The organism is Streptomyces sp. NPDC001606 (assembly GCF_053596835.1).
In genome coordinates, this window is record NZ_JBSFHC010000006.1 from 234,903 (window position 1) to 257,286 (window position 22,384).

A 22,384-nucleotide genomic window follows, 5' to 3' on the forward strand; every position below is an offset into this window, starting at 1 on the left:
GGTGTCAGGAGGCGAGGATCACCGAGCGGGTGAGGTGGCGGGGCCGGTCCGGGTCGAGGCCGCGCGCAGCGGCGACGGCGACCGCGAGCCGCTGGGCGCGGACCAGTTCGGCGAGCGGGTCCAGGGTGCCCGCGGTCCACAGTCCGCCGGTGGCGCGGACCTGTTCGGCGAGCCCGTCGGGTGCCTCGCCGAACATCCAGGTGGCGGTGGACTCGGTGGTGATGCTGATCGGTCCGTGCCGGTACTCCATCGCCGGGTAGGACTCGGTCCAGCACTGCGCGGCCTCGCGCATCTTCAGCGCGGCCTCATGGGCGAGTCCGACCGTCCAGCCGCGCCCGAGGAAGGTGAACTGGGTGCGATTGACGAGCTGTTCGGGCAGGGTTTCCCGGAGGGCCGTGCGCGCGTCGGTGACGGTGGACTCGCTGTGCAGGCCGAGGTGGGCGCGCAGCAGGGTGAGGGCGGTGGTGGCGAACCGGGTCTGGACGACGGAGCGTTCGTCGGCGAAGTCCAGGACGACGAGGTGTCCGGCGGCGGAGGAGATGGGGGTGTCCGGGTCGGCGGTGATCGCGGTGGTGACCGTACGGTCGCCCAACTCGCCCAGCAGCCGCAGCACTTCGGTGGTGGTGCCGGAGCGGGTGAGGGCGACGACCCGGTCGTACGACCGCCCGTGCGGGAACTCGGAGGCGGCGAACGCGTCGGTCTCGCCCTGCCCGGCGCCCTCGCGCAGCGCGGCCACCGCCTGCGCCATGAAGTACGAGGTCCCGCAGCCCACGACGGCGACCCGCTCGCCGGGCCGCGGGAGCGCCTCGCGGTGCCGTCCGGCCTCGGCCGCCGCCCGGGTCCAGCACTCGGGCTGGCTGTTCAGCTCGTCCTCGACATATGTCATGCCGACACCCTCCCTGCTGATTGTTCCTGCAAGATATAGCGAATTTTCGAGCACAATCAAGCATCCGGGCGCAGAGTGAGGTGCGCTAGGGTCACGGGAGGTCGAAAGAACGACCGGAGAACGGAGGGTGGGGATGTCCCGGGACGCCCGCTGGAAGGCGCTGCTGGAGCTGCTCGTCGAGCGCGGCCGGCTGGAGGTCGAGGAGGCGGCGGCCGAGCTGGCGGTGTCGGCGGCGACGATCCGCAGGGACTTCGACCAGCTCGCGGAACAGCAGATGCTGGTCCGCACCCGGGGCGGCGCGGTGGTGCACGGGGTGTCGTACGAACTCCCGTTGCGCTACAAGACGGCGCGGCGCGCCTCCGAGAAGCAGCGGATCGCCAAGGCGGTGGCCGGCCTTCTCGCGCCGGGCGAGGCGGTGGGACTGACGGGCGGCACGACCACCACGGAGGTGGCCCGCGCGCTCGCCGTACGCGGGGATCTGGCCACCGGCTCACCGGCGCTGACGGTCGTCACCAACGCGCTGAACATCGCCAACGAGCTGGCCGTCCGCCCCCAGTTCAAGATCGTGGTGACCGGCGGGGTGGCGCGCCCGCAGTCGTACGAACTCATCGGCCCGCTCGCGGACGGGGTGCTCGGGCAGATCACGCTCGACGTGGCCGTGCTCGGTGTCGTCGCGTTCGACGCCGGGCACGGTGCGGCGGCCCACGACGAGGCGGAGGCCGCGATCAACCGCCTGCTGTGCGAGCGCGCGGAGCGGGTTGTCGTCGCCGCGGACTCCAGCAAGCTGGGCCGGCGGGCGTTCGCCCGGATCTGCGGCACCGAACTGGTGAACACCCTGGTGACGGACACGGCGGTGGACGAGCGCATGGTGCAGCGCTTCGAGGAGGCGGGCGTCGGCGTCCTCGCCGTGTGAACCGCCGAGCCACCGTCGGCCCGGACCTCACCTGCCGCTGTGGTCGGCGCTGACGAACCCCGCCCCGCGTTGGTCGTTGCACCCCACCGGTGGCCGGTCGGCCGGGTCGGGCCAGGACTGCTGGGCCTGGAGTGCCACGCTCACCAGGGTGAGCAGCAGGTCGACGTCGCTCGCGGCGTCGAGGCGCAGGGTCACCCACTGGGAGCCCGGCACGATCCGGATGGCGCCCGAGCCCCGGAGGTCCTTGGCGAACCGCCGGATGCACCGGTCGGTCAGCCGCAGATCGACATCACGGTCCGAGTGGAAGTGGGCGATCTCGCCCTGCGCCGAGCTGACGGCCTGTCCCAGCCCGCAGCTCGGTACCGCCTGATTCAGATCCGGCCAGGTCGCCAGTTGCGCGAATGCGCGCGAGGCCAACGTCATGGGGCCATCATGGCGCGCTCACCCGCCCGCAACCAGCTCGTGCGCAAGCATTAACCGACCTGTATTCGCGCGGGGACTGTGGGCGACGGGCCCTAAGCGGCCGCGCAGCGGGCCATGTTGACCGCGCATTCCGGCCAGCGGCTCCAAGTCGCCGCAGGTCAAGGCGGTCTCGGGGGTCCATGGACGCCCGGAGCCGGGCGCCGGGGCAACCGGTGTGCCGTACACCGGCGAAAGGGAGGGCAGTCCCCGGACCGGGTGACGGCGAGAACCCGTCCGTCGTCGGGGCAGCCCCCTGCCGGGTGAGGCCCTGCGGCCGCACCCCTCGGGAAGTCGGTGCGGAGCCGGCAGAGTTCGGCGGAGGCACTCCGCGGCGAGGGTCCCTCCCGGAACATCGGCGGCCCTGCACCCGGCACCGCCCGTCATCGCCGTACCCCTTCGCGACCGTTTCCGCGGGCGCCGCCCCGCCCTTGCGGTGTCGCCCGGGGCAACCCTACGCTGAATTTGTGCCGCAAATAAACAAAACCCGAACGCACAGCGTCGTGCCGGGTCCCGGCAGCTCCCTGCGCCGCCTGCGCACGGCGCTCACCGCCTTCTTCGCCGTCGACGGCTTCCTCTTCGCGGGCTGGGTCGTCCGCATCCCCGACATCAAGCACCAGACGCACGCCTCCGCCGGCGCGCTCGGGCTCGCGCTGCTCGGCGTCTCCGCGGGGGCCGTGCTGACCATGACCCTGACCGGGCGCCTGTGCCGCCGCTACGGCAGCCATCCGGTCACCGTGGTCTGCGCCGTGCTGCTGTCGCTCAGCATCTCCCTGCCCCCGCTCACCCACTCCGCGCCTGCCCTCGGCGCCGTACTGCTGCTGTTCGGCGGCGCGTACGGCGGGATCAACGTCGCCTTCAACAGTGCCGCCGTCGATCTGGTGGCCGCCCTGCGCCGGCCGGTCATGCCCAGCTTCCACGCCGCCTTCAGCCTGGGCGGAATGCTGGGCGCGGGGCTCGGCGGGCTGGTCGCCGGCGCCCTCTCCCCCACCCGTCATCTGCTCGGCCTGGCGGTGATCGGGCTGCTCGTCACCGCCGTGGCCGGGCGCGCCCTGCTGCGGCTGGAGCCGCCCACGCCCGCGCCGGGGACGCGTCCGGCGCCGTCGGACCAGGGGCGGGCACCCCGGCCCGGCGGATCCCGGCGACTGGTCTTCGTGTTCGGGCTGGTCGCGCTGTGCACCGCCTACGGCGAGGGTGCCATGGCCGACTGGGGCGCGCTCCATCTCCAGCAGGACCTGGCGGCCTCCGCGGGCACGGCCGCCGTCGGGTACGCGTGTTTCGCGCTCGCCATGACCCTGGGCCGGCTGACCGGGACGACGCTGCTGGCCCGGCTCGGCCGGGCCCGGACCGTGATCGCCGGCGGCACGGTCGCGGCGGCGGGCATGCTGCTCGGCTCGCTCGCCCCCTCCGTGTGGGCCGCGCTGGCCGGCTTCGCCGTCACCGGGCTCGGGCTCGCCAATCTCTTCCCGGTCGCCGTGGAGCGGGCCGGTGCGCTGACCGGGCCGTCCGGGGTGGCCGTCGCCTCCACGCTGGGCTATGGCGGCATGCTGCTCGGACCGCCCGCGATCGGCTTCATGGCCGAGTGGTTCTCGCTGTCCGCCGCGCTCACGAGCGTGGCCGCGCTCGCCGCGGTCGCCGCCGCCGTCGGGGTGTCGACGCGGCGGGCGCTGGGCGACTGACGCGGCTGCGGCGGTGGTGCGCCGGGCCGCGCGGCAGGGGCGGCCGGCGCCGGAAAATCGTGGTCCTCGAGCGCGCTCCATCCGGCACACTCGCCCCATGGACACTGCCGACTTCCTGAAGACACTGGACCGCGAGGGCCGGCTGCTCGCGGCGGCCGCCGCCGTATCGGGCACCGAGGCCAAGGTGCCGACCTGCCCCGAGTGGCAGGTGCGGGACCTACTGCGGCACACGGGTGCGGTGCACCGGTGGGCCGCGTCGTTCATCACCGACGGGCACCGCGAGCCGCAGCCCTTCGGTGAGCAGCCGGACCTGGACGGGGCCGAGCTGGTCGACTGGTACCGGGACAGTCACCGGCTGCTGGTCGACGCCCTCGCGGCCGCCCCCGCCGACGTGGAGTGCTTCACCTTCCTGCCCAACAGCCCCTCCCCGCTCGCCTTCTGGACCCGGCGCCAGGCGCACGAGACGGCCGTCCACCGGTACGACGCCGAGATGGCGCGCGATGGTGTGGCGTCCCCGATCGCCGTGGACTTCGCGGCCGACGGCATCGACGAGTTGCTGCGCGGCTTCCACGCCCGGGAGCGGAGCCGGGTGCGCACCGAGCAGCCGCGGGTGCTGCGGGTGCGTGCGACGGACGCGGGACCGGACGCCGTGTGGACCGTACGGCTGTCGGACCAGCCGCCGGTGGCCGAGCGGGCGGAGTCGGGCCCGGCCGAGGCCGAACTGTCCGGCCCCGCCGACCAGTTGTACCTGGCGCTGTGGAACCGGGTGCCGGTGCCGCAGGTGACCGGCGACCGGTCGCTGGCCGAGCTGTGGCGGGAGACGTCCGCGATCTGACGCCCCGCCGGAGGATCCGGCGCCCGGTCAGTCCGCGTCGGACAGCATCCGGGCCAGTACCGCGCGCTGCACCGGCCGTACCTCGCCGTGCAGCGCGCGCCCTTTCGCGGTGAGGGCGACCCGGACGCCCCGCCGGTCCTCCGCGCACATGCCCCGCTCGACCAGGCCGTCCTTCTCCAGCCGGCCGATGAGCCGGGACAGCGCGCTCTGGCTGAGATGGACGCGCTCGGAGATCTCCTGCACCCGGTAGGCGCAGCCGCCGTCCGCCGCCGCACCCTCGGCCAGCAGGTCGAGCACCTCGAAGTCGCTGGCGCACAGACCGTGCTGGTGCAGCGCCCGGTCCACCTCGCACTGGGTGCGGGCATGCAGGGACAGAAGGTCCCGCCACTGCTCCACAAGCGCCTGCTCAGGCTTCTTAGCCGCCATGAGCGCACCGTAGCAGAAAAACGATTTTGTTGCACCGGCATTAAATGCATTTGCATCCAATGCATGCGCATGTAGTGTCTCGGTCATGACCTCTCCGCTCACCCCCACCCCGTCCGACGGGCGCTGGACGCCCCGGCTCTGGGGCACCCTGCTGGTGCTGTGCGCCGCGATGTTCCTGGACGCGCTGGATGTGTCGATGGTCGGTGTCGCCCTGCCGTCCATCGGTTCCGACCTGCATCTGTCCACCTCGACATTGCAGTGGATCGTCAGCGGCTACATCCTGGGCTACGGCGGTCTGCTGCTGCTCGGCGGCCGTACCGCCGATCTGCTGGGCCGGCGCCAGGTGTTCCTCGTCGCGCTCGGCGTCTTCGCGCTCGCCTCGCTGCTCGGCGGGGTCGTGGACTCCGGGCCACTGCTGATCGCCAGCCGCTTCATCAAGGGTCTGAGCGCGGCCTTCACCGCACCGGCGGGCCTGTCGATCATCACCACGACGTTCCCCGAGGGCCCGCTGCGCAACCGGGCCCTGTCGATCTACACCACCTGCGCCGCCACCGGCTTCTCGATGGGCCTGGTCCTCTCCGGCCTGCTCACCGAGGCCAGCTGGCGCTTCACCATGCTGCTGCCGGCGCCGGTCGCGCTGATCGCCCTCGCCGCGGGGCTGCGGCTGCTGCCGCGCAGCGCCCGCGAGGAGCAGCACGCCGGCTACGACATCCCGGGCGCCGTCCTCGGCACCGCGTCGATGCTGCTCCTGGTCTTCACCGTCGTGCAGGCTCCGGACACCGGCTGGACCACGCCCCGCACCCTGCTGTCCTTCCTGGCCGTGGTGGTGCTGCTGACCGCGTTCGTGCGGGTGGAACGGCGCTCGCCGAGCCCGCTGATCCGGCTGGGCGTGCTGCGCTCGGGCAGCCAGCTGCGGGCCCAGCTGGGCGCGGTCGCCTTCTTCGGGTCGTACGTCGGCTTCCAGTTCCTGACCACCCTCTACATGCAGTCCCTGCTCGGCTGGTCGGCGCTGCACACGGCGCTCGCCTTCCTGCCGGCAGGGGCGCTGGTGGCGGTGTCCTCCACCAAGGTCGGCGCGATCGTCGACCGGTTCGGCACCCCGCGGCTGATCGCGGCCGGCTTCGCGTTCATGGTCCTCGGGTACGCGCTGTTCCTGCGCGTCGACCTGCACCCGGTGTACGCGGCGGCCGTGCTGCCCTCCATGCTGCTGATCGGCGCGGCCTGTGCGCTGGTCTTCCCCTCGCTCAACATCCAGGCCACCAACGGCGTCGAGGACCATGAGCAGGGGATGGTCTCCGGGCTGCTCAACACCTCCGTACAGGTGGGCGGCGCGATCTTCCTGGCGGTGGTGACGGCCGTGGTGACCGCGCACACCCCGGCGCATCCCACCCCGCAGGCCGTCCTCGACAGCTACCGGCCCGGCTTCGCCGTGGTCGCCTGCATCGCCCTGGCCGGGCTGCTGCTCACCCTCCCCGGGCTGCGCAGCCGTCGTACCCAGCCCTCCCTCGTGGTGGCCCGGTCCGCCGCGGCACAGACGGAGGGGGAGCGCGTGGCGGTGCACGACTGAGCCGTCCCCGACGACAGCCCGACAGCGCGCCCGGCGGCGGCAGTTGCCCGCCCCGGGCGCGCCCGCGTATCGGCGGCGGGCGCTGGGGCACACTGGGGTCATGGACACGTACGGGGGACGCCGCAGCGCGGCCGAGCGGGACGCAGCGACGGTCGAGATCGGGTACGCGCTGGCCAGCGCCGCGTTCGCGGCGTTCGTGGTGCTGGGGGCCGTGGCCGGGCCGGTGCTGCTGTTCGACCTGCCGAAGCCGATGGTCCTGGTGCTGCCGCGGCTGGGGCTGTTTCTGGCGCTGGCCGTGTTCGTGGTGCGGGTGGTGAGTGTGCTGCGGCGCTTCCGCCGGTCGGCTCGGCCCGGCCGGCCGGGGCGCACCCACCCGAACTCGTAGGCGAGGGCGGCGAGTCGGGCGCGGTCCGGGGCGCCCAGCCGGTGCCGCCGGCCGTGGGCCGCGACAGGGTGATCACGGGTACGCCCCGGGGAGTACGGCGACGATCGGCGGCCGGGTCAGCGCGGCACCGCCCGTCAGCGCAGCCCCACGCGTCAGCACAGCCCCACGCCGTGGGCGAGTCCCGCCGCCGCGTGGCGGAAGAAGGCGGCCCGGTCCTCGACCACGTTGTTGAACTGGCCGAACAGCTCGAAGCTCACCAGCCCGAACAGCTGGGCCCAGGCCGCCACCAGCGCCGCGGCCGCCTCCGGGGGCAGGTCCGGGACGAGGTCCGCCGCCATGCGCTCGGCCTCGGGGCGCAGCCCGTCGGACAGGCTCAGCTCGGCGAGGCCGGAACTCTGATGGGCGTCCCGGACGATGCCGATGAGGACCAGGCCGACCCGGGAGGCGGCCGGGACGGTCGTCTCGGGGGCGGCATAGCCGGGCACGGGCGAGCCGTAGATCAGCGCGTACTCGTGCGGATGGGCCAGTGCCCAGCCGCGCACCGCCTCGCACACCGCGGTCCAGCGGGCCACCGCGGGGGCGTCGCTCGCGGCGCGCAGCGCCTTCTCCGCCGCCTCGCCGAGGGAGTCGTAGGCGTCGATGATCAGGGCGGTCAGCAGGTCGTCACGGCTGGGGAAGTAGCGGTACAGGGCCGACGAGACCATGCCCAGCTCGCGAGCCACGGCACGCAGCGACAGTTTCGCCGCCCCCTGTGCGGCGAGCTGTCTGCGGGCCTCTTCCTTGATGGCCGCGGTGACTTCCGACCTGACCCGTGCGCGGGCGCCCTGTGCAGTGCTCATGCCAGCAGTGTGCCACGAACGAGATCGGTGCACACAAAAGAGAGCACTGCTCTTGCACCGGAGCACCGATCTGCTCCAGACTGAGGGCAAGCGAGAGCACCGCTCTCCCGGACCGTGGGGGTCACCATGTCGTCGTCTTCGCCGTACTACCTCAAGGGCAGCCCGATGACCGTCCGCCTGAACAGCGTGATCGGCTGGCTGGCCCGGCACGGCCTCAGCCTCGCCGGCTCCGCGGAACTGTCCGTGCGGGGCCGGACGAGCGGCCGGATGCAGCGCATCCCGGTCAACCCGCACACGTACGAGGGCGGGCAGTATCTGGTCTCGGCGCGCGGGCACTCGCAGTGGGTGCGGAACATGCGCGCCGCCGGGGGCGGGGAGCTGCGCGTCGGCCGCGGGGTGCGCACCTTCACCGCGGTGGAGCTGCCCGACGCGGAGAAGGTGCCGGTGCTGCGGACCTACCTGGAGCGGTGGGGCTGGCAGGTCAAGGACTACTTCAACGGGGTGACGGCCGCGTCCTCCGACGCGGAGCTGCTCGCGGCCGCCCCCGATCACCCGGTGTTCCGCATCACCGTCACCCGGTGAGGCGCCCGCCGACCCGGTCGACGGACGCCCCCTCGGTACTCCGGCGCGGCAGGGACGTGCCCCCGGCCCGCCGGCCCGTTCCTCAGGAGGCGGACGCGTCCTCCGCCTCCGCCTCCACCGGAGCCGACGGGCCCCGGTCCAGCGCGGTCAGGGCGCGCTGGGCGATCGGGCGGGTGCGGACGATCTCGCCGAGCGAGGTCGAGCCCTGGGTGATGTCGCGGAACGCCCGCCAGGCCGGGCGGAAGCCGGTGAGGGCCGCGTGGAAGAGGCCGGGGCGCCGCTCGAACAGGGCCAGCATCCGCTTGCCGACGCTCATCTCGACGCCGAGCCCGGCCTTGATCGCGAACGCGTAGTTCAGGGCCTGGCGGCGGGTGTCGACGCCGTCGTGCGCCTCGGCGATGCGGACCGCCCACTCCCCCGCCAGCCGGCCCGAGCGCAGCGCGAAGGAGATGCCCTCACGGGTCCACGGCTCCAGCAGTCCCGCCGCGTCGCCGCAGACCAGGACCCGGCCGCGGGAGAGCGGGGAGTCGTCGGCACGGCAGCGGGTGAGGTGCCCGGAGGAGATGGCGGGCTCGAAGCCGGCCAGCCCCAGCCGGGCGATGAAGTCCTCCAAGTACCGCTTGGTGGCCGCGCCTTCGCCGCGCGCGGAGATCACTCCCACGGTGAGCGTGTCGCCCTTGGGGAACACCCAGCCGTAACTGCCCGGCAGCGGGCCCCAGTCGATGAGCACCCGCCCCTTCCAGTCCTCGGCGACCGGCTCGGGGACCGGGATCTCCGCCTCCAGGCCGAGGTCCACCTGGTCGAGCTTGACCCCGACATGGGCCCCTATCCGGCTGGCGCTGCCGTCGGCGCCGACGACCGCGCGGGCCAGCACCGTCTCCCCGCCCTGGAGGACCACGGCGACCGTGCGCCGGTCCGGCACCGCCGAGCCGTGCTGCTCGACCCGCTGCACGGTGGCGCCCGTACGCAGCTCGGCGCCCGCCTTCTGGGCGTGCTCGACCAGCTGCTGGTCGAACTCGGGCCGGTTGATCAGCCCGAACAGCATCTGCTTGGAGCGGCGGGTGCGGGTGAAGCGGCCGTTGTTCGAGAAGGTGACCGCGTGCACCCGGTCCCGGAACGGCAGCTCGAATCCGGGCGGCAGCGCGTCGCGCGAGGGGCCGATGATGCCGCCGCCGCAGGTCTTGTAGCGGGGCAACTCGGCCTTCTCCAGCAACAGGACGCGGCGCCCCGCGACCGCCGCCGCGTAGGCCGCCGAGGCCCCCGCGGGTCCCGCGCCCACCACGACGACGTCCCAGACCTGCTGCACGTCGTCTGCCGAAGAGTTCTCGCCGCTCACGATGGTCTACTGCTCCGATCAAGCCGCTGCCGAAGTGTCCCCCGCATCCTACGGCGGCCGTCGTCGCAGGCCACTGTGGGAGGATCGGGTTACTCACCAGGTAAACGTCGCACCCACGAGGAGCGTGCCCATGTCGTCGAATCCGGTCGCCGAGACCGTCGCCTCGCTGCTGCCCCGGGCCAAAGCGGAGCTGGGCGAGCTGGTCGCTTTCAAGTCGGTGGCGGACTTCACGCTGTTCCCGAGGAGCGAGAGCGAGGCCGCCGCCAACTGGATCGCGGACGCGCTGCGCGCCGAGGGCTGCACCGACGTGGCCCTGCTCGACACGCCCGACGGCACCCAGTCGGTGTACGGCTATCTGCCGGGCCCCGAGGGCGCAAAAACGGTTCTTCTGTATGCCCACTACGACGTGCAACCGCCGCTGGACGAGAGCGGCTGGACCACTCCGCCGTTCGAGCTGACCGAGCGGGACGGCCGCTGGTACGGCCGTGGCACCGCCGACTGCAAGGGCGGCTTCATCATGCACCTGCTCGCGCTGCGCGCCCTGAAGGCGAACGGCGGAGTCCCGGTGAACGTGAAGCTGATCGTCGAGGGCTCGGAGGAGCAGGGCACCGGCGGCCTGGAGCGGTACGCCGAGCAGCACCCGGAGCTGCTGGCGGCCGACTCGATCGTGATCGGCGACGCGGGCAACTTCCGCGTCGGTCTGCCGACGGTCACCACCACCCTGCGCGGCATGACCCTGGTCCGGGTCCGGATCGACACCCTCGCGGGCAACCTGCACTCGGGCCAGTTCGGCGGGGCCGCCCCGGACGCGCTGGCCGCGCTGATCCGGGTCCTGGACTCGCTGCGCGCCGAGGACGGCTCCACCACGGTCGACGGGCTCGGGGCGGCGGAGACCTGGGAGGGCCTGGAGTACACCGAGGAGCAGTTCCGCGCGGACGCCAAGGTGCTGGACGGCGTGGAGCTGATCGGTGACGGCTCGGTCGCCGACCGCATCTGGGCCCGCCCCGCGGTCACCGTCCTCGGCATCGACTGCCCGCCGGTCGTCGGCGCCACCCCGTCCGTGCAGGCCAGCGCCCGCGCGCTGATCAGCCTGCGGGTGCCGCCGGGCGTGGACGCGGCGCAGGCGAGCAAGCTGCTCCAGGCCCACCTCGAGACGCACACCCCGTGGGGTGCCCGGGTCACCACCGAGCAGATCGGCGAGGGCCAGGCCTTCCGCGCCGACCCCTCCAGCCCGGCCTACCAGGCGATGGCCGACGCGATGGCGGTCGCCTACCCGGGCGAGACCCTCCAATACGCCGGCCAGGGCGGCTCCATCCCGCTGTGCAGCACCCTCGCCGGGCTCTACCCGGAGGCGGAGATCCTGCTCATCGGCCTGAACGAGCCGGAGGCACAGATCCACGCGGTCAACGAGAGCGTGTCCCCGGAGGAACTGGAGCGGCTGTCGGTCGCCGAGGCCCTGTTCCTGCGCAACTACGCGGCGGGCTGAGGCGATTGCCGCCGACGGGGTGGTGGCGGGCGGTGAGCTGAGGCGATCTGCCGCCGGCAGGGTGGTGACCGCGCGGCGGGCCGAGGCCATCTGCTGACGGCTGCGCGGTGCCAGCGGCGCGGGCTGATGCCTTCGGCCGATGGCTGTACGACGACAGCGGGGTGAGCCGACGCCGTCTGACGACGGCATTCCGGCGATCACGCTGCACGTTGGTGCCATCTGCCAAAGGCTGCGCGGTGTCGGCAGCGTGGCTGATGCCTTCCGCCGACGGCTGTACGACGACAGGGGCGTGGGCTGATGCCTCCGGCCGGCGGCGCCCCTGCGACCACACCGAGGGCCGGCGCCTTCCATCGACGGCGGCCCAAGGACAGCGGCGTCAGCCGAGCCCGCTCAGTGACAGCGGCGTGTGCTGACGCCATCTGCCGACGGCTCCCCGGCGACTCCGCCAGGCGCTGACGCCTTCCGCCCCCGGCATTCCGGCGACCACGCCGCGCGCTCATGCCATCTGCCGACGGCTGCCCGGCGACAGCGGCGTCAGCCGAGGCCACTCGGTAACAGCGGCGCGAGCTGACGCCATGTTCCGACGGCTCCCCCGGGAAGCACGCCGTGCGCTGACGCCCTCCGCCGATGGCTTCCCAAGCACTGGTGCCCTCGGGCGACGGCATTCCCCCCAGCCCCCTCCATGCGCTGACCTCTTCTGCCCACGGCAGAGCGCTCTCGTGCTCCGGCGGCGGTGTTGCCTACCGTCGGCGCATGGACGTCATCGCGCTGTTGCCGCACCTGCACCTGTTCCGCTTCCCGGTCGGTCAGGCCTATCTCTGGTCCGACGGCGAGGAGTCGACGCTGATCGACGCGGGGCCGGTCGGGTCCGGGCGGGTCATCGCCGAGGCGCTCACGGCGTTGGGGCGCGCCCCCGGGGACGTACGGCGGATCGTGCTGACCCATTTCCATGAGGATCACGCGGGCGGGGCGGGCGAGTTCGCCGCGCTGAGCGGTGCCGAGGTGCTGGCGCATCCCCTGGACGCACCGTTCGTCCGGGGTGAACTCGCGGGCCCCCCACCGCGGTTGGTGGAGTGGGAGCGGCCGCTGCACGCCGCGGCGCTCGCCGCCCTGCCCGGGGATCCGCCGGTGCCCCCGCCCGCGGTCACCGGTGTCCCCGACGGCGCGGTGCTGGATTTCGGCGGGGGTGCGCGGGTCGTCCATGTGCCGGGGCACACCGACGGCAGCATCGCCCTGTTCCTTCCTGATGAGGGCGTGCTGTTCACCGGGGACACGGTGGCGGCGTCGCCGGTGGACGGCACGGTGATCCCGGGGGTGTTCAACCTCGACCGCCCGCGCCTGCTCGATTCGCTGGGGCGGCTGGCCGGGCTGGACGCGGACGTGGCGTGCTTCGGGCACGGCGACCCCGTTCTGGGGGGCGCCGCCGCCGCGCTGCGCGGGGCGGCCGCCGGCTGAATCCCGGGAGCGGGCCTCAGCCGACCGGTACCCCGGCCTCCAGATAGAGCGCGGTGCCGCGCTCACGGGCACGCAGGGCCCAGCGCAACCGCTCGTACCGCACCGGCGGCAGCATCTCGGCGGCCTCCTGCTCGCTGGCGAAGCGCCAGCCGCGCAGCTCCGGCCCCGGCAACAGCACCCGGGACGCCGCATCGGCCGCCAGCCGGCCGCCGTCGAAGAGCAGCCGCAGTCCGCCGAAGCCGGGCGGCGCGGGCCGCTCCCAGTCAACGACGAGCAGCCGGGGCACCTCGGCCAGCCGTATCCCGGTCTCCTCGGCGACCTCGCGCATGCCAGCGCGGGCCGGGGCCTCGCCCGGTTCCACCACTCCGCCGGGGAACTCCCAGCCGGGCTTGTAGGTGGGGTCGACCAGCAGCACCCGGTCCTGTTCGTCGAAGAGCAGCACCCCCGCGGCGAGCGTCTCAGCGGTCGGCTCGGGTGTCTGCACGATGTCGCAGGCGGGTACGGCGCCGCTGCCCACGGCATCGGCGATGCGCACGGCGGTCTCGTACGGGGTGAGCTCGCTGGTGTCGAGGAGGTGGGCGTCGGCGGTCAGCCAGGAGGCGAGCGCGGCGCGGTAGGGGTCGAGGTGGTCGTAGGCCCACTGGCGGGTCCTCAGCTCGCCGTCGGGCAGGTCCGGCGGGACGTCCCGGGTGGCTATCCGCTCGCGCAGGATCGTTTCCGCCGGGGCGAGGAGCAGATGGTGCACGGGGATCCTGCGGGCGGCCAGGCCGCCGAAGATCTCGTCGCGGTACTCCTGACGCAGCAGGGTCATGGGGACCACGAGGGTGCCGCCCAGCTCGGCGAGCATCGCGGCCGCCGTGTCCACCACGAGCCGGCGCCAGATCGGCAGGTCCTGGAAGTCGCCGGCCTCGGCGAGATGCTTCGGCGGCAGCAGGTGGGGCAGCGCCGCCCCGACGACCTCGGGGTCGAAGAGCGTGCTGTGCGGGACCAGCTCGATCAGTTCCCGTGCGGTCGCGGTCTTCCCCGCACCGAATGCGCCGTTGATCCAGACGACGGTCACGGACTCCCCCTCCTGTGTCGGCCCCCTGTGGCTTGCCCGCAACACCCTGCCACGGAAACCCCCTCCCGGTGAGGGCGCCCGCACAGCAGTGCCGGTGCCCCCGGCGGCGGGGACACCGGCACACACGCCGTACGGCCGTGGGGTCGGCCCTAGTTCTGCCCGGGGGCGTGGTCGTCGACGGAGAAGCTGTCCTGGCTGACGAGGTGGCCGGCGGAGTCGAGGGTGTCCGGGAGATTGAGGCCGCCGAGGGGGCCCGGTTCCGCGGCGGGGGCGGCCGCGTGGGACGGGGTGACGGCGGCCACGACGAATCCGGTGGCGAGGGTCGCGAGGGCGAGCATGCTGCGCTTCTTCATGTGCTGATCAACTGCCGGGACGGCCAGGAGTCACGCGGCAATCCAACGGCGGCCGAACCTGGGCGGGGCCGCGGCCGCCGCCCACCGGGGCCGCCCACCCCCGGTGCGCCGAAAACGGCTGGCCGGGGCGCTCGGCACGCCGGTATCGTCCGGCATCTCGTACCGCCCGCGCCGACTGCGGGCGTCTCGCCCCCGACCTCAGGAAGCGCACCATGACCGGCCCACGCCCCACCACGACCCTCTGGCGCCCCACCGGCCCCGAGGAGCTGGAGCTGGTGCGTGCGACGGAGTGGCGTGCCTGGCCGCCCCGGCTGCCCGAGCAGCCGATCTTCTACCCCGTCCTCAACGAGGACTACGCGATCCGCATCGCCCGGGACTGGAACGTCAGGCACGACGGCGCGGGGTTCGTGACCCGCTTCGAGGTGGACTCGGAGTTTCTGGGCCGGTACCCGGTGCAGCGGGCCGGAGGCGAGACGATCCTCGAACTGTGGGTTCCCGCCGAGGAGTTGGACGAGTTCAACCGCCATATCGTGGGCCGGATCGAGGTCGTACACGAGTTCCGGTGAGCCGGAGCGCGACGGATCGGGAGTGTGTGTGAACGGTTCCCTCGCATCCGGCACGGCCGGTGCGGACCTGCTGGCGGAGGCCGAGCGGTCGGCGGCGCGGCTGGTCCGTGCCGCGGCCGGCCTGACCGCCGCGGAGCTGCGGGCTCCCACGGCGCTCGCGCCCTGGACCCGCGGCCATCTGCTCGCGCATGTCGCCCACAGCGCGGACGCCTATGTGTGGCTGCTGCGGCTCGCGCACACCGGCCGCGCGCCGGGGCCCCGCGCGGACGCGGCGGCCCTGGCCGCGGGCGTCGAGCGGGACGCCGTACTGCCCCCTGGCGACCTGACGGCCCGCCTGCGGGAGAGCCTCGACCGGTTCGCGGCCGAGGCGCACGCACTGCCCGCGCCCGCCTGGGACCGGCTCGTCCCCGCGCTGGCGGGCTGGCGGCACCCGGCCCGGTACCTGCTGCTGCGCTGTCTGCGCGAGCTGGAGACCCATCACCTGGACCTCGACACCGGCTACGCCACCGCCGACTGGCCGGATCTGTACGTCGTCCGGGCCCTGGACGACACCCTCGCCACGCTGCGCGCCCAGGGATTCCCGATCGGCTCGGCCGAAGCCGTCGATCTCGGCCGGCGCTGGTCCGTCTCGGCGGACGGCCCCTCGGTCGCGGGGGCCGGTCACCAGCTCCTCGGCTGGCTCGCGGGCCGCACCTCGGCCCACGCCCTGACGGTGGGCGGACCCGCTGGCCCGCTGCCCGAGCCGCCCGTCTGGCCCCAGCCGCCGCTGCCCGGCTGGGGCCGGGTCGGCGACGAACCCTGACCACCGCCGGGCCGAACAGATCCGAACGCCCTGCCGTCCACCATCCGCTGCAATCAGGTGTTCTGACGGGTCATCGAGCACAGCGGGCACAGCTCTTCCAACAGAGTCCGACAGGTCCTACCGTAAACGCGCACCGATGACGCGTGCATGCCCTTCGGGCAGCGCCTGCCGTCATCCCGCCTTTTCGCGAGTCGGAGGATCGACGATGCGTCAGCCTCACCCCCGCACGACCCGCACACCCCTGCGAAGAGCGGCCGGAGCGCTCGCCGCCGCCCTGCTGTGCACGGCGGGGCTGGCCGCCCCCGCCGTCGCGGCCCCGGTCACCGAACCCGTCGCCCCCGCCCTGGCCGACGGCCTTGCCGCCACCCCGCCCATGGGCTTCAACAACTGGAACTCCACGCACTGCCGGGCGGACTTCGACGAGACCATGGTCGAGGGCATCGCGGACCTCTTCGTGGCGAAGGGACTGAAGGACGCCGGCTACCAGTACGTCAACCTGGACGACTGCTGGGCACTGCCGCAGCGGGACGCGGACGGCAAGCTGGTGCCCGACCCGGCCCGCTTCCCGCACGGCATCAAGGCGGTCGCCGACTACGTCCACGCCAAGGGGCTCAAGCTCGGCATCTACACCAGCGCCGGCACCAGGACCTGCAACAGCGCGGGCTTCCCGGGCGCGCTGGGCCACGAGTACAGCGATGCCCGGCAGTTCGCCGACTGGGGCGTGGACTACCTCAAGTACGACAACTGCAACAACCAGGGCGTCGACGCCCGGACGCGCTACCGGACCATGCGGGACGCGCTCAAGGCGACCGGGCGGCCCATCGTCTACAGCATCTGCGAATGGGGGGAGAACAAGCCCTGGGAGTGGGCCTCGGACGTCGGCCACCTGTGGCGGACCACCGGTGACATCAGCGACAACTGGTCCTCGATGCTGTCCATCCTGAAGCAGAACCTCCCGCTCGCGCCGTACGCGGGCCCGGGCCACTGGAACGACCCGGACATGCTGGAGGTCGGCAACGGCGGCATGACGGACACCGAGTACCGCTCGCACTTCTCGCTCTGGTCGGTCATGGCCGCACCGCTGCTCATCGGCACCGATCTGCGCAAGGCATCCCCCGCGACCTTCGGCATCCTCGGCAACAAGGAGGTCATCGCGGTCGACCAGGACCCGCTCGGCAAGCAGGGCACGGTCGTCTCCTCGGCGGGCGGACGCTGGGTCGTCGCCAAGGAGATGCGGGACGGCAGCCGCGCGGTCGCCCTGTTCAACGAGTCCGGCACCGCCCAGCGGATCGGCACCACCGCGAGCGCGGTCGGCCTGCCCGCCGCCGACGCCTACACCCTGCGGGACCTGTGGCAGCACCGCAGCTACAACACCGCCGGCACCCTCGCCGCCACCGTTCCGGCCCATGGCACCGTCCTGCTGCGCGTCTCGGCCGACCCGGGCTGGGCGGCTCATCCGCCCGCGGTCGAACTCGGCCTGGACGGCAGCCCCCTGCTGAAGGCGGGCACCCCGGCCACCCTGACCAGCACCGCGACCGATCTCGGCCGTACCCCGGCACACACGGTGTCCGTCTCACTGACCGGCCCCGACGGGTGGACCGTACGGCCCGCCTCCGCGACCACGGCCACCACCCTCGCCACCGGCCGCTCCCTGCGCACCGGCTGGCGGGTGACCGCCCCGGCCGGCACCCCGACCGGGTCCTACGACCTCACCCTCAGGACGAGTTACCGCGGGCCGTCCGGGGAGCGGGTCGACGGCGTGCTGCCGCTGACCGCCACGGTCGTCGTACCGCCGCCCTCCGGGACGTCCTACCTGAGCGATCTGCCGTGGCTGTCCGCGGTCAACGGCTGGGGGCCGGTGGAGCGCGACACCAGCAACGGGGAGAGCGCCGCGGGAGACGGGCATCCGATCACCATCGGCGGGGCGGTGCACGCCAAGGGGCTCGGGGTGCACGCCCTGAGCGACGTCTCCTTCTACACCGGCGGGAGCTGCACCGAGGTGACCGCGGAGGTGGGAGTGGACGACGAGAAGGGCACGGACGGCACCGTGGCCTTCGAGATCTGGGCGGACGGCACCAAGGTCGCCTCCACCGGAGTGCTGACCAACGCGATGCCGGCCCGGCCGGTCACCGCGGACGTCACCGGTGCCCAGGTGATCCGGCTCGTCGTCACCGACGGCGGCGACGGCGTCGACTCCGACCACGCGGACTGGGCGGATGCACGGCTGAGCTGCTGAGCTGCTGACGTCCGGCGGAAGCGCCTAGCCGTGGACAGCCGGTCCCCGGGTCAGGGCCGCCGCTGCCGCGCCGACCAGGCCCGCGTCCGTGCCCATCCGGGCCGGGACGACCGTGAGGCGGCGGACGAAGGACAGGGTCGCGTAGTCCGCGAGGGCCTTGCGCAGGGGGGCGAAGAGGATGTCGCCCGCCTTGCCCACGCCGCCGCCGATCACCGCTATGTCGATCTCCACCAGCGTGGCGGTGGCGGCGATACCCGCGGCCAGGGCCCGTGCCGCTCGCTCGAAGGAGGACCGGGCGACCGGGTCGCCCGCCCGGGCGGCCTCGGCCACCGCGGCGGCCGAGGTGTCCCCGTCGGGACCCGGCCGCCAGCCCTGCTCCAGGGCCCGGCGGGCGATGTTGGGGCCGCTGGCGATCCGCTCGACACAGCCGCGCGAGCCGCACGGGCACGGGTCTCCGTCGAGGTCGACGCTGATGTGGCCGATGTGCCCGGCGTTGCCCGTCGGGCCAGGGTGCAGCCGGCCGTTCAGGACCAGGCCGCCGCCGACGCCGGTCGAGACCACCATGCACAGGGCGTTGTCGTGGCCGCGGGCGGCGCCCTGCCAGTGCTCGGCGGCGGTGATGGCGACGCCGTCGCCGATCAACTCGACCGGCAGTCCCCCGGTGGCCGCGCCGACCCGGTCGACCAGCGGATAGTCCCGCCAGCCCGGCACGTTCACCGGGCTGACGGTGCCCGCGGAGGCGTCCACCGGGCCCGCGCTGCCGATGCCGACGGATCCGGCCCGGTCCCACAGGGGCGATCCGGCGAGCTCGCCGAGCACCTCCTCGACGGCCCGCATGACCGTTTCTCCGTCCTGCTGGGCGGGGGTGGCGCGCTGAGCGCGGGCCAGGATCCGGCCACGGCCGTCCACCAGCCCGCCGGCGATCTTGGTGCCGCCGATGTCCAGTGCTGCCACGAGGTCGGTGTGCATCAGAGTCAGATCTCCCCGTTGAAGCTCGAGAACCCAGAATGAGACAGGCCGGTCAAGCGGTGGGGCGCAGGCCGACAGACAGCGGTGGACAGTCTCTCGCGCATCTGACAACGTTGTCCACACTCTATGCTCGACGCCACATCCTCATACAAGCCCACGGATCATGCATCCCGGTGGCGGACATGACCGACGATCAGACAGGACGGCGCACCGTGCCCGAGACCACCCGCCGCGCAGACCGCGTCCCCGGCACCCGCTACGGCACCCGCCCCACCATGAAGGACGTGGCGGCCCGGGCCGGGGTCGGGCTGAAGACGGTCTCCCGGGTGGTCAACGGCGAACCGGGGGTCACGCCCGACACCGAGCGCCGGGTGCAGGAGGCGATCGACGCTCTCGGCTTCCGCCGCAACGACAGCGCGCGAGTGCTGCGCAAGGGCCGTACGGCCAGCATCGGGCTGGTGCTGGAGGATCTGGCCGACCCGTTCTACGGCCCGCTGAGCCGCGCCGTCGAGGAGGTCGCGCGCGCCCACGGCGCCCTGCTGATCAACGGCTCCAGCGCCGAGGACCCGGAGCGCGAGCAGGAGCTGGCGCTGGCCCTGTGCGCCCGGCGGGTGGACGGTCTGGTGGTGATCCCGGCCGGGGACGACCACCGCTATCTGGAGCCGGAGATCCGGGCGGGCGTCGCGACGGTGTTCGTGGACCGTCCGGCGGGGAAGATCGACGCGGATGTGGTGCTGTCCGACAACTACGGCGGCGCCCGCGACGGCGTGGCCCATCTCATCGCCCACGGCCACCGCAGGATCGGCTTCATCGGCGACATGCCGCGCATCCACACCGCGGCCGAGCGGCTGCGCGGTTACCGGGCGGCGATGGAGGACGCGGGGATACCCGTCGCGGAGCACTGGATGTCCCTCGGGGCGACGGACGCGGAGCGGGTGCGCCGGGCGGCGGAGGACATGCTCGGCGGGCCCGACCCGGTCACCGCGGTCTTCGCGGGCAACAACCGGGTGACGGTGACGGTGGTCCGGGTGCTCGCCGAGCGGTCCCGTCCGGTCGCCCTGGTCGGGTTCGACGACTTCGAACTGGCCGACCTGCTCCAGCCGGGTGTCACGGTGGTCGCCCAGGACGCGGCCGCCCTGGGCCGTACCGCGGCCGACCGGCTCTTCCGCCAGCTCGACGGCACACTGGTGGCGCCGGAGCGGATCGAGCTGCCGACCCGGCTGATCACCCGGGGCTCGGGCGAGCTGCCGCCCGCCGACTGAGCCGCCGATGACCGGGCGCACCCTGGAGGAACTCGGCCTCGCCGTGGCTCCGCGCGACCATCCGCTGGCCTATCCCGGCGCCTGGCCCGCCGACTCGGGGCTGCTGCACGGCGACCGGATGCTGCCGCTGGAGCGCCTGGTGCACGCCGACCGGGCGCCGGTGCTCGCGGTCGGCTCCAACGCCGGCCCCGGCCAACTGCGGCACAAGATGGCCGAGTTCCGCATCGACGCGCCGCTGCCCATGGTGCGGGCCCGGGTGTCCGGCGTGGACGTCGGCGTCTCGGCGCACGTGAGCCGGCTGGGTTATGTGTCCGCCTCCCCCGTGCGAGCGCGGCGCGGGTGGTGCGAACTGTTCGTCATCTGGCTCGACCGGCGGCAGCTGGAGGCGATCGACGCCAGCGAAGGGGTGCCGCTGCCCGACGGCAACTTCCGGCGGGCGTGGCTGCCCGCACCGGACGTACGGGTCGAGCTGGCGGACGGCTCGGTGCTGCCGGGCGTGTACGCGTACGTCAACCGGCACGGCGTGCTGCGCAACGGCGACGGCGCTCCCCGCCGGCACCCCGGCCAGCGGCCCCTGCTCACCGAACTGCTCGGGCGGTCGGCCCGGTTACGGCAGCTGTTCGGGCAGACACCGGAGGAGTTCGCCGGCCGGGCCCGCGGTGACGCGGCGCTGTGCGCCCGGGGCACCCGGCTCTTCGCCGAGCAGCGGTGGGTGACGGAGTCCGGCCTGGAACCGTACGCCGAGGCCCGGCGGGGCGGGGAGAGGGGCTGGGCCTCCCTTTCGGATCGGGTCGGCCGCGGCGCCGGCGCCCCGTGACGCGGGCAGGGTCCGAAAGACAGGCCCTGGAGGCCTACTTCGCGGAGGCCGTCAGGTCGCCGCGTCGGGGGGCCGCGAAGCCTTCCAGGTCGGCGCGGGTCAGGCCGGTGAGCCGGGCGACCTCGGCGATGTCGAGGGCGCCGCAGTCCAGGCCGCGCAGCAGGTAGCCGCTGAGCGCCTTGGCGGTGGCGGGCTCGTCCATGACGTCGCCGCCCGTGTGGTTGGCGTAGCGGGCGAGCCGGGCGGCGGCCTGCTCGAAGCCCTCCCGGTAGAAGGCGAACACGGCCGCGTAGCGGGTGGGGATGTGGCCGGGGTGCATGTCCCAGCCCTGGTAGTAGGCGCGGCCGAGGGCGCGGCGGGTGAGGCCGTAGTGCAGCCGCCAGGCGTCGTGGACCTTCTCCGTCGGGCCGACCGGCAGGACGTTGGTGGAGCCGTCGGAGACCCGGACGCCGGTGCCCGCGGCGGCCACCTGCATGATCGCCTTGGCGTGGTCGGCGGCCGGGTGGTCGCTGGCCTGGTAGGCGGCGGAGACGCCGAGGCAGGCGCTGTAGTCGAAGGTGCCGTAGTGCAGTCCGGTGGCGCGGCCCTCGGCGGCCTGGATCATCCGGGCGACGGTGGCGGTGCCGTCGGTGGCGAGGATGGACTGGCTGGTCTCGATCTGGATCTCGAAGCCGATCCGGCCGGCGTCCAGGCCGTGCGCCTTCTCGAAGGCCTCCAGCAGCCGGACGAAGGCGCTCACCTGCTCGGGGTAGGTCACCTTGGGCAGGGTCAGCACCAGGCCCTCGGGCAGGCCGCCGGCCGCCATCAGCCCGGTGAGGAAGACGTCGAGGGTGCGGATGCCCCGGTCGCGTACCGCGGCCTCCATGCACTTCATGCGGATGCCCATGTACGGCGCCGCCGTGCCGTTCCGGTAGGCCTCGGCGATCAGGCGGGCCGCGCGGGCGGCGGCCGCGTCCTCCTCGGTGTCGGAGCGGGGGCCGTAGCCGTCCTCGAAGTCGACGCGCAGGTCCTCGATCGGTTCGCGCTCCAGCTTGGCGCGGACGCGGGAGTAGACCGGCTCGGCGAGGTCGTCGGCGAGGCCGAGGACCGCGGCGAAGGAGGCGGCGTCGGGGGCGTGTTCGTCGAGCAGGGCGAGGGCCTGGTCGCCCCAGGTGCGGAGGGTGTCGGCGGCGAAGGCGTCACCGGGTACGTAGACGGTGTGTACGGGCTGCCGGGTGCCGGGGTCCCCGGGGTAGCGGCGCTCCAGCTCCGCGTCGACCGGTGCCAGGGAGGCGCTGATCTCCTCGCTGACGGCGCCCGCGAGGCTCGTCGCCACCTTCTCCTGCTGACCCATCCCAGACCCTCCAATTTTCCGCTGTACGGAATCGATAATCCGCAGAATGAAGTTATCCGGCCGGGTTCCCGCTGGTCAACACCCACCGGCGCGTCTTCAGGATGCACGAAAGGCCCCCGTGACCAGCGCGGTCACAGG

General features: G+C 73.6%; 22 protein-coding genes. 13 read left to right on the plus strand and 9 right to left on the minus strand.

All coding sequences use genetic code 11. The features are described 5' to 3' along the window. Positions 1–4 precede the first annotated feature (4 nt). Positions 5–886, minus strand: a complete 882-nt coding sequence (locus tag ACWCV9_RS14460) for an SIS domain-containing protein (protein WP_450786619.1) — start codon at positions 884–886, stop codon at positions 5–7. A gap of 133 nt (positions 887–1,019) precedes the next feature. Between ACWCV9_RS14460 and ACWCV9_RS14465 the strand changes: the two genes are divergently transcribed. Then, complete coding sequence (locus ACWCV9_RS14465) at positions 1,020–1,799, plus strand: DeoR/GlpR family DNA-binding transcription regulator (RefSeq protein ID WP_450786621.1); 780 nt, start codon at positions 1,020–1,022, stop codon at positions 1,797–1,799. Between the two features lie 27 nt (positions 1,800–1,826). Here ACWCV9_RS14465 and ACWCV9_RS14470 read toward each other — a convergent pair whose 3' ends face one another. Further along, complete coding sequence (locus ACWCV9_RS14470) at positions 1,827–2,222, minus strand: luciferase domain-containing protein (protein ID WP_450786623.1); 396 nt, start codon at positions 2,220–2,222, stop codon at positions 1,827–1,829. 539 nt (positions 2,223–2,761) lie between these two features. Between ACWCV9_RS14470 and ACWCV9_RS14475 the strand changes: the two genes are divergently transcribed. Continuing rightward, positions 2,762–3,937: an MFS transporter gene (locus ACWCV9_RS14475; RefSeq protein WP_450786625.1), complete on the plus strand. Its 1,176-nt coding sequence runs from the start codon at positions 2,762–2,764 to the stop codon at positions 3,935–3,937. A 97-nt stretch (positions 3,938–4,034) separates the two neighbouring features. Next, on the plus strand, positions 4,035–4,772 hold the full coding sequence (locus tag ACWCV9_RS14480) for a maleylpyruvate isomerase family mycothiol-dependent enzyme (RefSeq protein WP_450786627.1): 738 nt from the start codon (positions 4,035–4,037) through the stop codon (positions 4,770–4,772). Between the two features lie 27 nt (positions 4,773–4,799). Here the strand turns inward: ACWCV9_RS14480 and ACWCV9_RS14485 are convergent, their stop codons facing one another. Then, positions 4,800–5,198, minus strand: coding sequence for a MarR family winged helix-turn-helix transcriptional regulator (locus ACWCV9_RS14485; protein WP_387056518.1), 399 nt, complete (start codon positions 5,196–5,198; stop codon positions 4,800–4,802). A gap of 85 nt (positions 5,199–5,283) precedes the next feature. Here ACWCV9_RS14485 and ACWCV9_RS14490 point away from each other — a divergent pair, with 85 nt between their 5' ends. Then, complete coding sequence (locus ACWCV9_RS14490) at positions 5,284–6,765, plus strand: MFS transporter (protein ID WP_450786629.1); 1,482 nt, start codon at positions 5,284–5,286, stop codon at positions 6,763–6,765. Between the two features lie 100 nt (positions 6,766–6,865). Next, a complete protein-coding gene (locus ACWCV9_RS14495) occupies positions 6,866–7,150 on the plus strand; it encodes a DUF6332 family protein (RefSeq protein WP_450786631.1) in 285 nt (94 codons plus the stop codon). Between the two features lie 152 nt (positions 7,151–7,302). On the opposite strand, the gene ACWCV9_RS14500 is transcribed toward ACWCV9_RS14495, so the two are convergent. Beyond that, complete coding sequence (locus tag ACWCV9_RS14500) at positions 7,303–7,989, minus strand: TetR/AcrR family transcriptional regulator (RefSeq protein WP_450786633.1); 687 nt, start codon at positions 7,987–7,989, stop codon at positions 7,303–7,305. A gap of 126 nt (positions 7,990–8,115) precedes the next feature. Here ACWCV9_RS14500 and ACWCV9_RS14505 point away from each other — a divergent pair, with 126 nt between their 5' ends. Further along, complete coding sequence (locus tag ACWCV9_RS14505) at positions 8,116–8,571, plus strand: nitroreductase/quinone reductase family protein (RefSeq protein WP_450786635.1); 456 nt, start codon at positions 8,116–8,118, stop codon at positions 8,569–8,571. An 82-nt stretch (positions 8,572–8,653) separates the two neighbouring features. On the opposite strand, the gene ACWCV9_RS14510 is transcribed toward ACWCV9_RS14505, so the two are convergent. Next, a complete protein-coding gene (locus tag ACWCV9_RS14510) occupies positions 8,654–9,907 on the minus strand; it encodes a geranylgeranyl reductase family protein (protein WP_385842396.1) in 1,254 nt (417 codons plus the stop codon). Between the two features lie 130 nt (positions 9,908–10,037). Here ACWCV9_RS14510 and ACWCV9_RS14515 point away from each other — a divergent pair, with 130 nt between their 5' ends. Continuing rightward, complete coding sequence (locus ACWCV9_RS14515; protein ID WP_450786638.1) at positions 10,038–11,393, plus strand: M20/M25/M40 family metallo-hydrolase; 1,356 nt, start codon at positions 10,038–10,040, stop codon at positions 11,391–11,393. Between the two features lie 753 nt (positions 11,394–12,146). Further along, positions 12,147–12,848, plus strand: a complete 702-nt coding sequence (locus ACWCV9_RS14520) for an MBL fold metallo-hydrolase (RefSeq protein WP_450786640.1) — start codon at positions 12,147–12,149, stop codon at positions 12,846–12,848. 16 nt (positions 12,849–12,864) lie between these two features. On the opposite strand, the gene ACWCV9_RS14525 is transcribed toward ACWCV9_RS14520, so the two are convergent. Together ACWCV9_RS14525 and ACWCV9_RS14530 are read right to left on the minus strand one after the other, a co-directional pair. Continuing rightward, positions 12,865–13,908 (minus strand): NUDIX domain-containing protein, encoded by a 1,044-nt coding sequence (locus tag ACWCV9_RS14525; RefSeq protein WP_450786641.1) that lies wholly within the window; start codon positions 13,906–13,908, stop codon positions 12,865–12,867. A 149-nt stretch (positions 13,909–14,057) separates the two neighbouring features. Then, entirely contained in the window at positions 14,058–14,261 is a 204-nt protein-coding gene (locus ACWCV9_RS14530) for a hypothetical protein (protein ID WP_450786643.1), read from the minus strand. Positions 14,262–14,473: 212 nt separating this feature from the next. Between ACWCV9_RS14530 and ACWCV9_RS14535 the strand changes: the two genes are divergently transcribed. The 3 genes from ACWCV9_RS14535 to ACWCV9_RS14545 all read left to right on the plus strand — a co-directional run bounded on the left by ACWCV9_RS14535 (position 14,474) and on the right by ACWCV9_RS14545 (position 17,865). Beyond that, positions 14,474–14,827, plus strand: a complete 354-nt coding sequence (locus tag ACWCV9_RS14535) for a hypothetical protein (RefSeq protein WP_450786645.1) — start codon at positions 14,474–14,476, stop codon at positions 14,825–14,827. Positions 14,828–14,855: 28 nt separating this feature from the next. Further along, positions 14,856–15,629 (plus strand): maleylpyruvate isomerase family mycothiol-dependent enzyme, encoded by a 774-nt coding sequence (locus ACWCV9_RS14540; protein WP_450786647.1) that lies wholly within the window; start codon positions 14,856–14,858, stop codon positions 15,627–15,629. A 205-nt stretch (positions 15,630–15,834) separates the two neighbouring features. Then, positions 15,835–17,865, plus strand: a complete 2,031-nt coding sequence (locus ACWCV9_RS14545) for an NPCBM/NEW2 domain-containing protein (protein ID WP_450786649.1) — start codon at positions 15,835–15,837, stop codon at positions 17,863–17,865. Positions 17,866–17,889: 24 nt separating this feature from the next. On the opposite strand, the gene ACWCV9_RS14550 is transcribed toward ACWCV9_RS14545, so the two are convergent. Then, positions 17,890–18,834: an ROK family protein gene (locus ACWCV9_RS14550; RefSeq protein ID WP_450786651.1), complete on the minus strand. Its 945-nt coding sequence runs from the start codon at positions 18,832–18,834 to the stop codon at positions 17,890–17,892. Between the two features lie 182 nt (positions 18,835–19,016). Between ACWCV9_RS14550 and ACWCV9_RS14555 the strand changes: the two genes are divergently transcribed. Both ACWCV9_RS14555 and ACWCV9_RS14560 read left to right on the plus strand, forming a co-directional pair. Further along, positions 19,017–20,096 (plus strand): LacI family DNA-binding transcriptional regulator, encoded by a 1,080-nt coding sequence (locus ACWCV9_RS14555; RefSeq protein ID WP_450786653.1) that lies wholly within the window; start codon positions 19,017–19,019, stop codon positions 20,094–20,096. Between the two features lie 7 nt (positions 20,097–20,103). Beyond that, a complete protein-coding gene (locus tag ACWCV9_RS14560; RefSeq protein ID WP_450786655.1) occupies positions 20,104–20,913 on the plus strand; it encodes a hypothetical protein in 810 nt (269 codons plus the stop codon). Positions 20,914–20,947: 34 nt separating this feature from the next. Here ACWCV9_RS14560 and ACWCV9_RS14565 read toward each other — a convergent pair whose 3' ends face one another. Beyond that, positions 20,948–22,246 carry a DUF6986 family protein gene (locus ACWCV9_RS14565; RefSeq protein WP_450786657.1) on the minus strand — a complete coding sequence of 433 codons (1,299 nt, stop codon included), beginning with the start codon at positions 22,244–22,246 and terminating at the stop codon, positions 20,948–20,950. Between the last annotated feature and the right edge of the window lie 138 nt (positions 22,247–22,384).

What these genes read in the sequence shown, in the direction of transcription:
- ACWCV9_RS14490 (WP_450786629.1), top strand. Translation starts at nt 5,284, where the DNA reads ATGACCTCTCCGCTCACCCCCACCCCGTCCGACGGGCGCTGGACGCCC.
- ACWCV9_RS14535 (WP_450786645.1), top strand. Translation starts at nt 14,474, where the DNA reads ATGACCGGCCCACGCCCCACCACGACCCTCTGGCGCCCCACCGGCCCC.
- ACWCV9_RS14470 (WP_450786623.1), bottom strand. Translation starts at nt 2,222, where the DNA reads ATGACGTTGGCCTCGCGCGCATTCGCGCAACTGGCGACCTGGCCGGAT.
- ACWCV9_RS14460 (WP_450786619.1), bottom strand. Translation starts at nt 886, where the DNA reads ATGACATATGTCGAGGACGAGCTGAACAGCCAGCCCGAGTGCTGGACC.
- ACWCV9_RS14550 (WP_450786651.1), bottom strand. Translation starts at nt 18,834, where the DNA reads ATGCACACCGACCTCGTGGCAGCACTGGACATCGGCGGCACCAAGATC.
- ACWCV9_RS14505 (WP_450786635.1), top strand. Translation starts at nt 8,116, where the DNA reads ATGTCGTCGTCTTCGCCGTACTACCTCAAGGGCAGCCCGATGACCGTC.
- ACWCV9_RS14485 (WP_387056518.1), bottom strand. Translation starts at nt 5,198, where the DNA reads ATGGCGGCTAAGAAGCCTGAGCAGGCGCTTGTGGAGCAGTGGCGGGAC.
- ACWCV9_RS14465 (WP_450786621.1), top strand. Translation starts at nt 1,020, where the DNA reads ATGTCCCGGGACGCCCGCTGGAAGGCGCTGCTGGAGCTGCTCGTCGAG.
- ACWCV9_RS14560 (WP_450786655.1), top strand. Translation starts at nt 20,104, where the DNA reads ATGACCGGGCGCACCCTGGAGGAACTCGGCCTCGCCGTGGCTCCGCGC.
- ACWCV9_RS14530 (WP_450786643.1), bottom strand. Translation starts at nt 14,261, where the DNA reads ATGAAGAAGCGCAGCATGCTCGCCCTCGCGACCCTCGCCACCGGATTC.
- ACWCV9_RS14555 (WP_450786653.1), top strand. Translation starts at nt 19,017, where the DNA reads ATGACCGACGATCAGACAGGACGGCGCACCGTGCCCGAGACCACCCGC.
- ACWCV9_RS14495 (WP_450786631.1), top strand. Translation starts at nt 6,866, where the DNA reads ATGGACACGTACGGGGGACGCCGCAGCGCGGCCGAGCGGGACGCAGCG.
- ACWCV9_RS14545 (WP_450786649.1), top strand. Translation starts at nt 15,835, where the DNA reads ATGCGTCAGCCTCACCCCCGCACGACCCGCACACCCCTGCGAAGAGCG.
- ACWCV9_RS14480 (WP_450786627.1), top strand. Translation starts at nt 4,035, where the DNA reads ATGGACACTGCCGACTTCCTGAAGACACTGGACCGCGAGGGCCGGCTG.
- ACWCV9_RS14500 (WP_450786633.1), bottom strand. Translation starts at nt 7,989, where the DNA reads ATGAGCACTGCACAGGGCGCCCGCGCACGGGTCAGGTCGGAAGTCACC.
- ACWCV9_RS14520 (WP_450786640.1), top strand. Translation starts at nt 12,147, where the DNA reads ATGGACGTCATCGCGCTGTTGCCGCACCTGCACCTGTTCCGCTTCCCG.
- ACWCV9_RS14565 (WP_450786657.1), bottom strand. Translation starts at nt 22,246, where the DNA reads ATGGGTCAGCAGGAGAAGGTGGCGACGAGCCTCGCGGGCGCCGTCAGC.
- ACWCV9_RS14515 (WP_450786638.1), top strand. Translation starts at nt 10,038, where the DNA reads ATGTCGTCGAATCCGGTCGCCGAGACCGTCGCCTCGCTGCTGCCCCGG.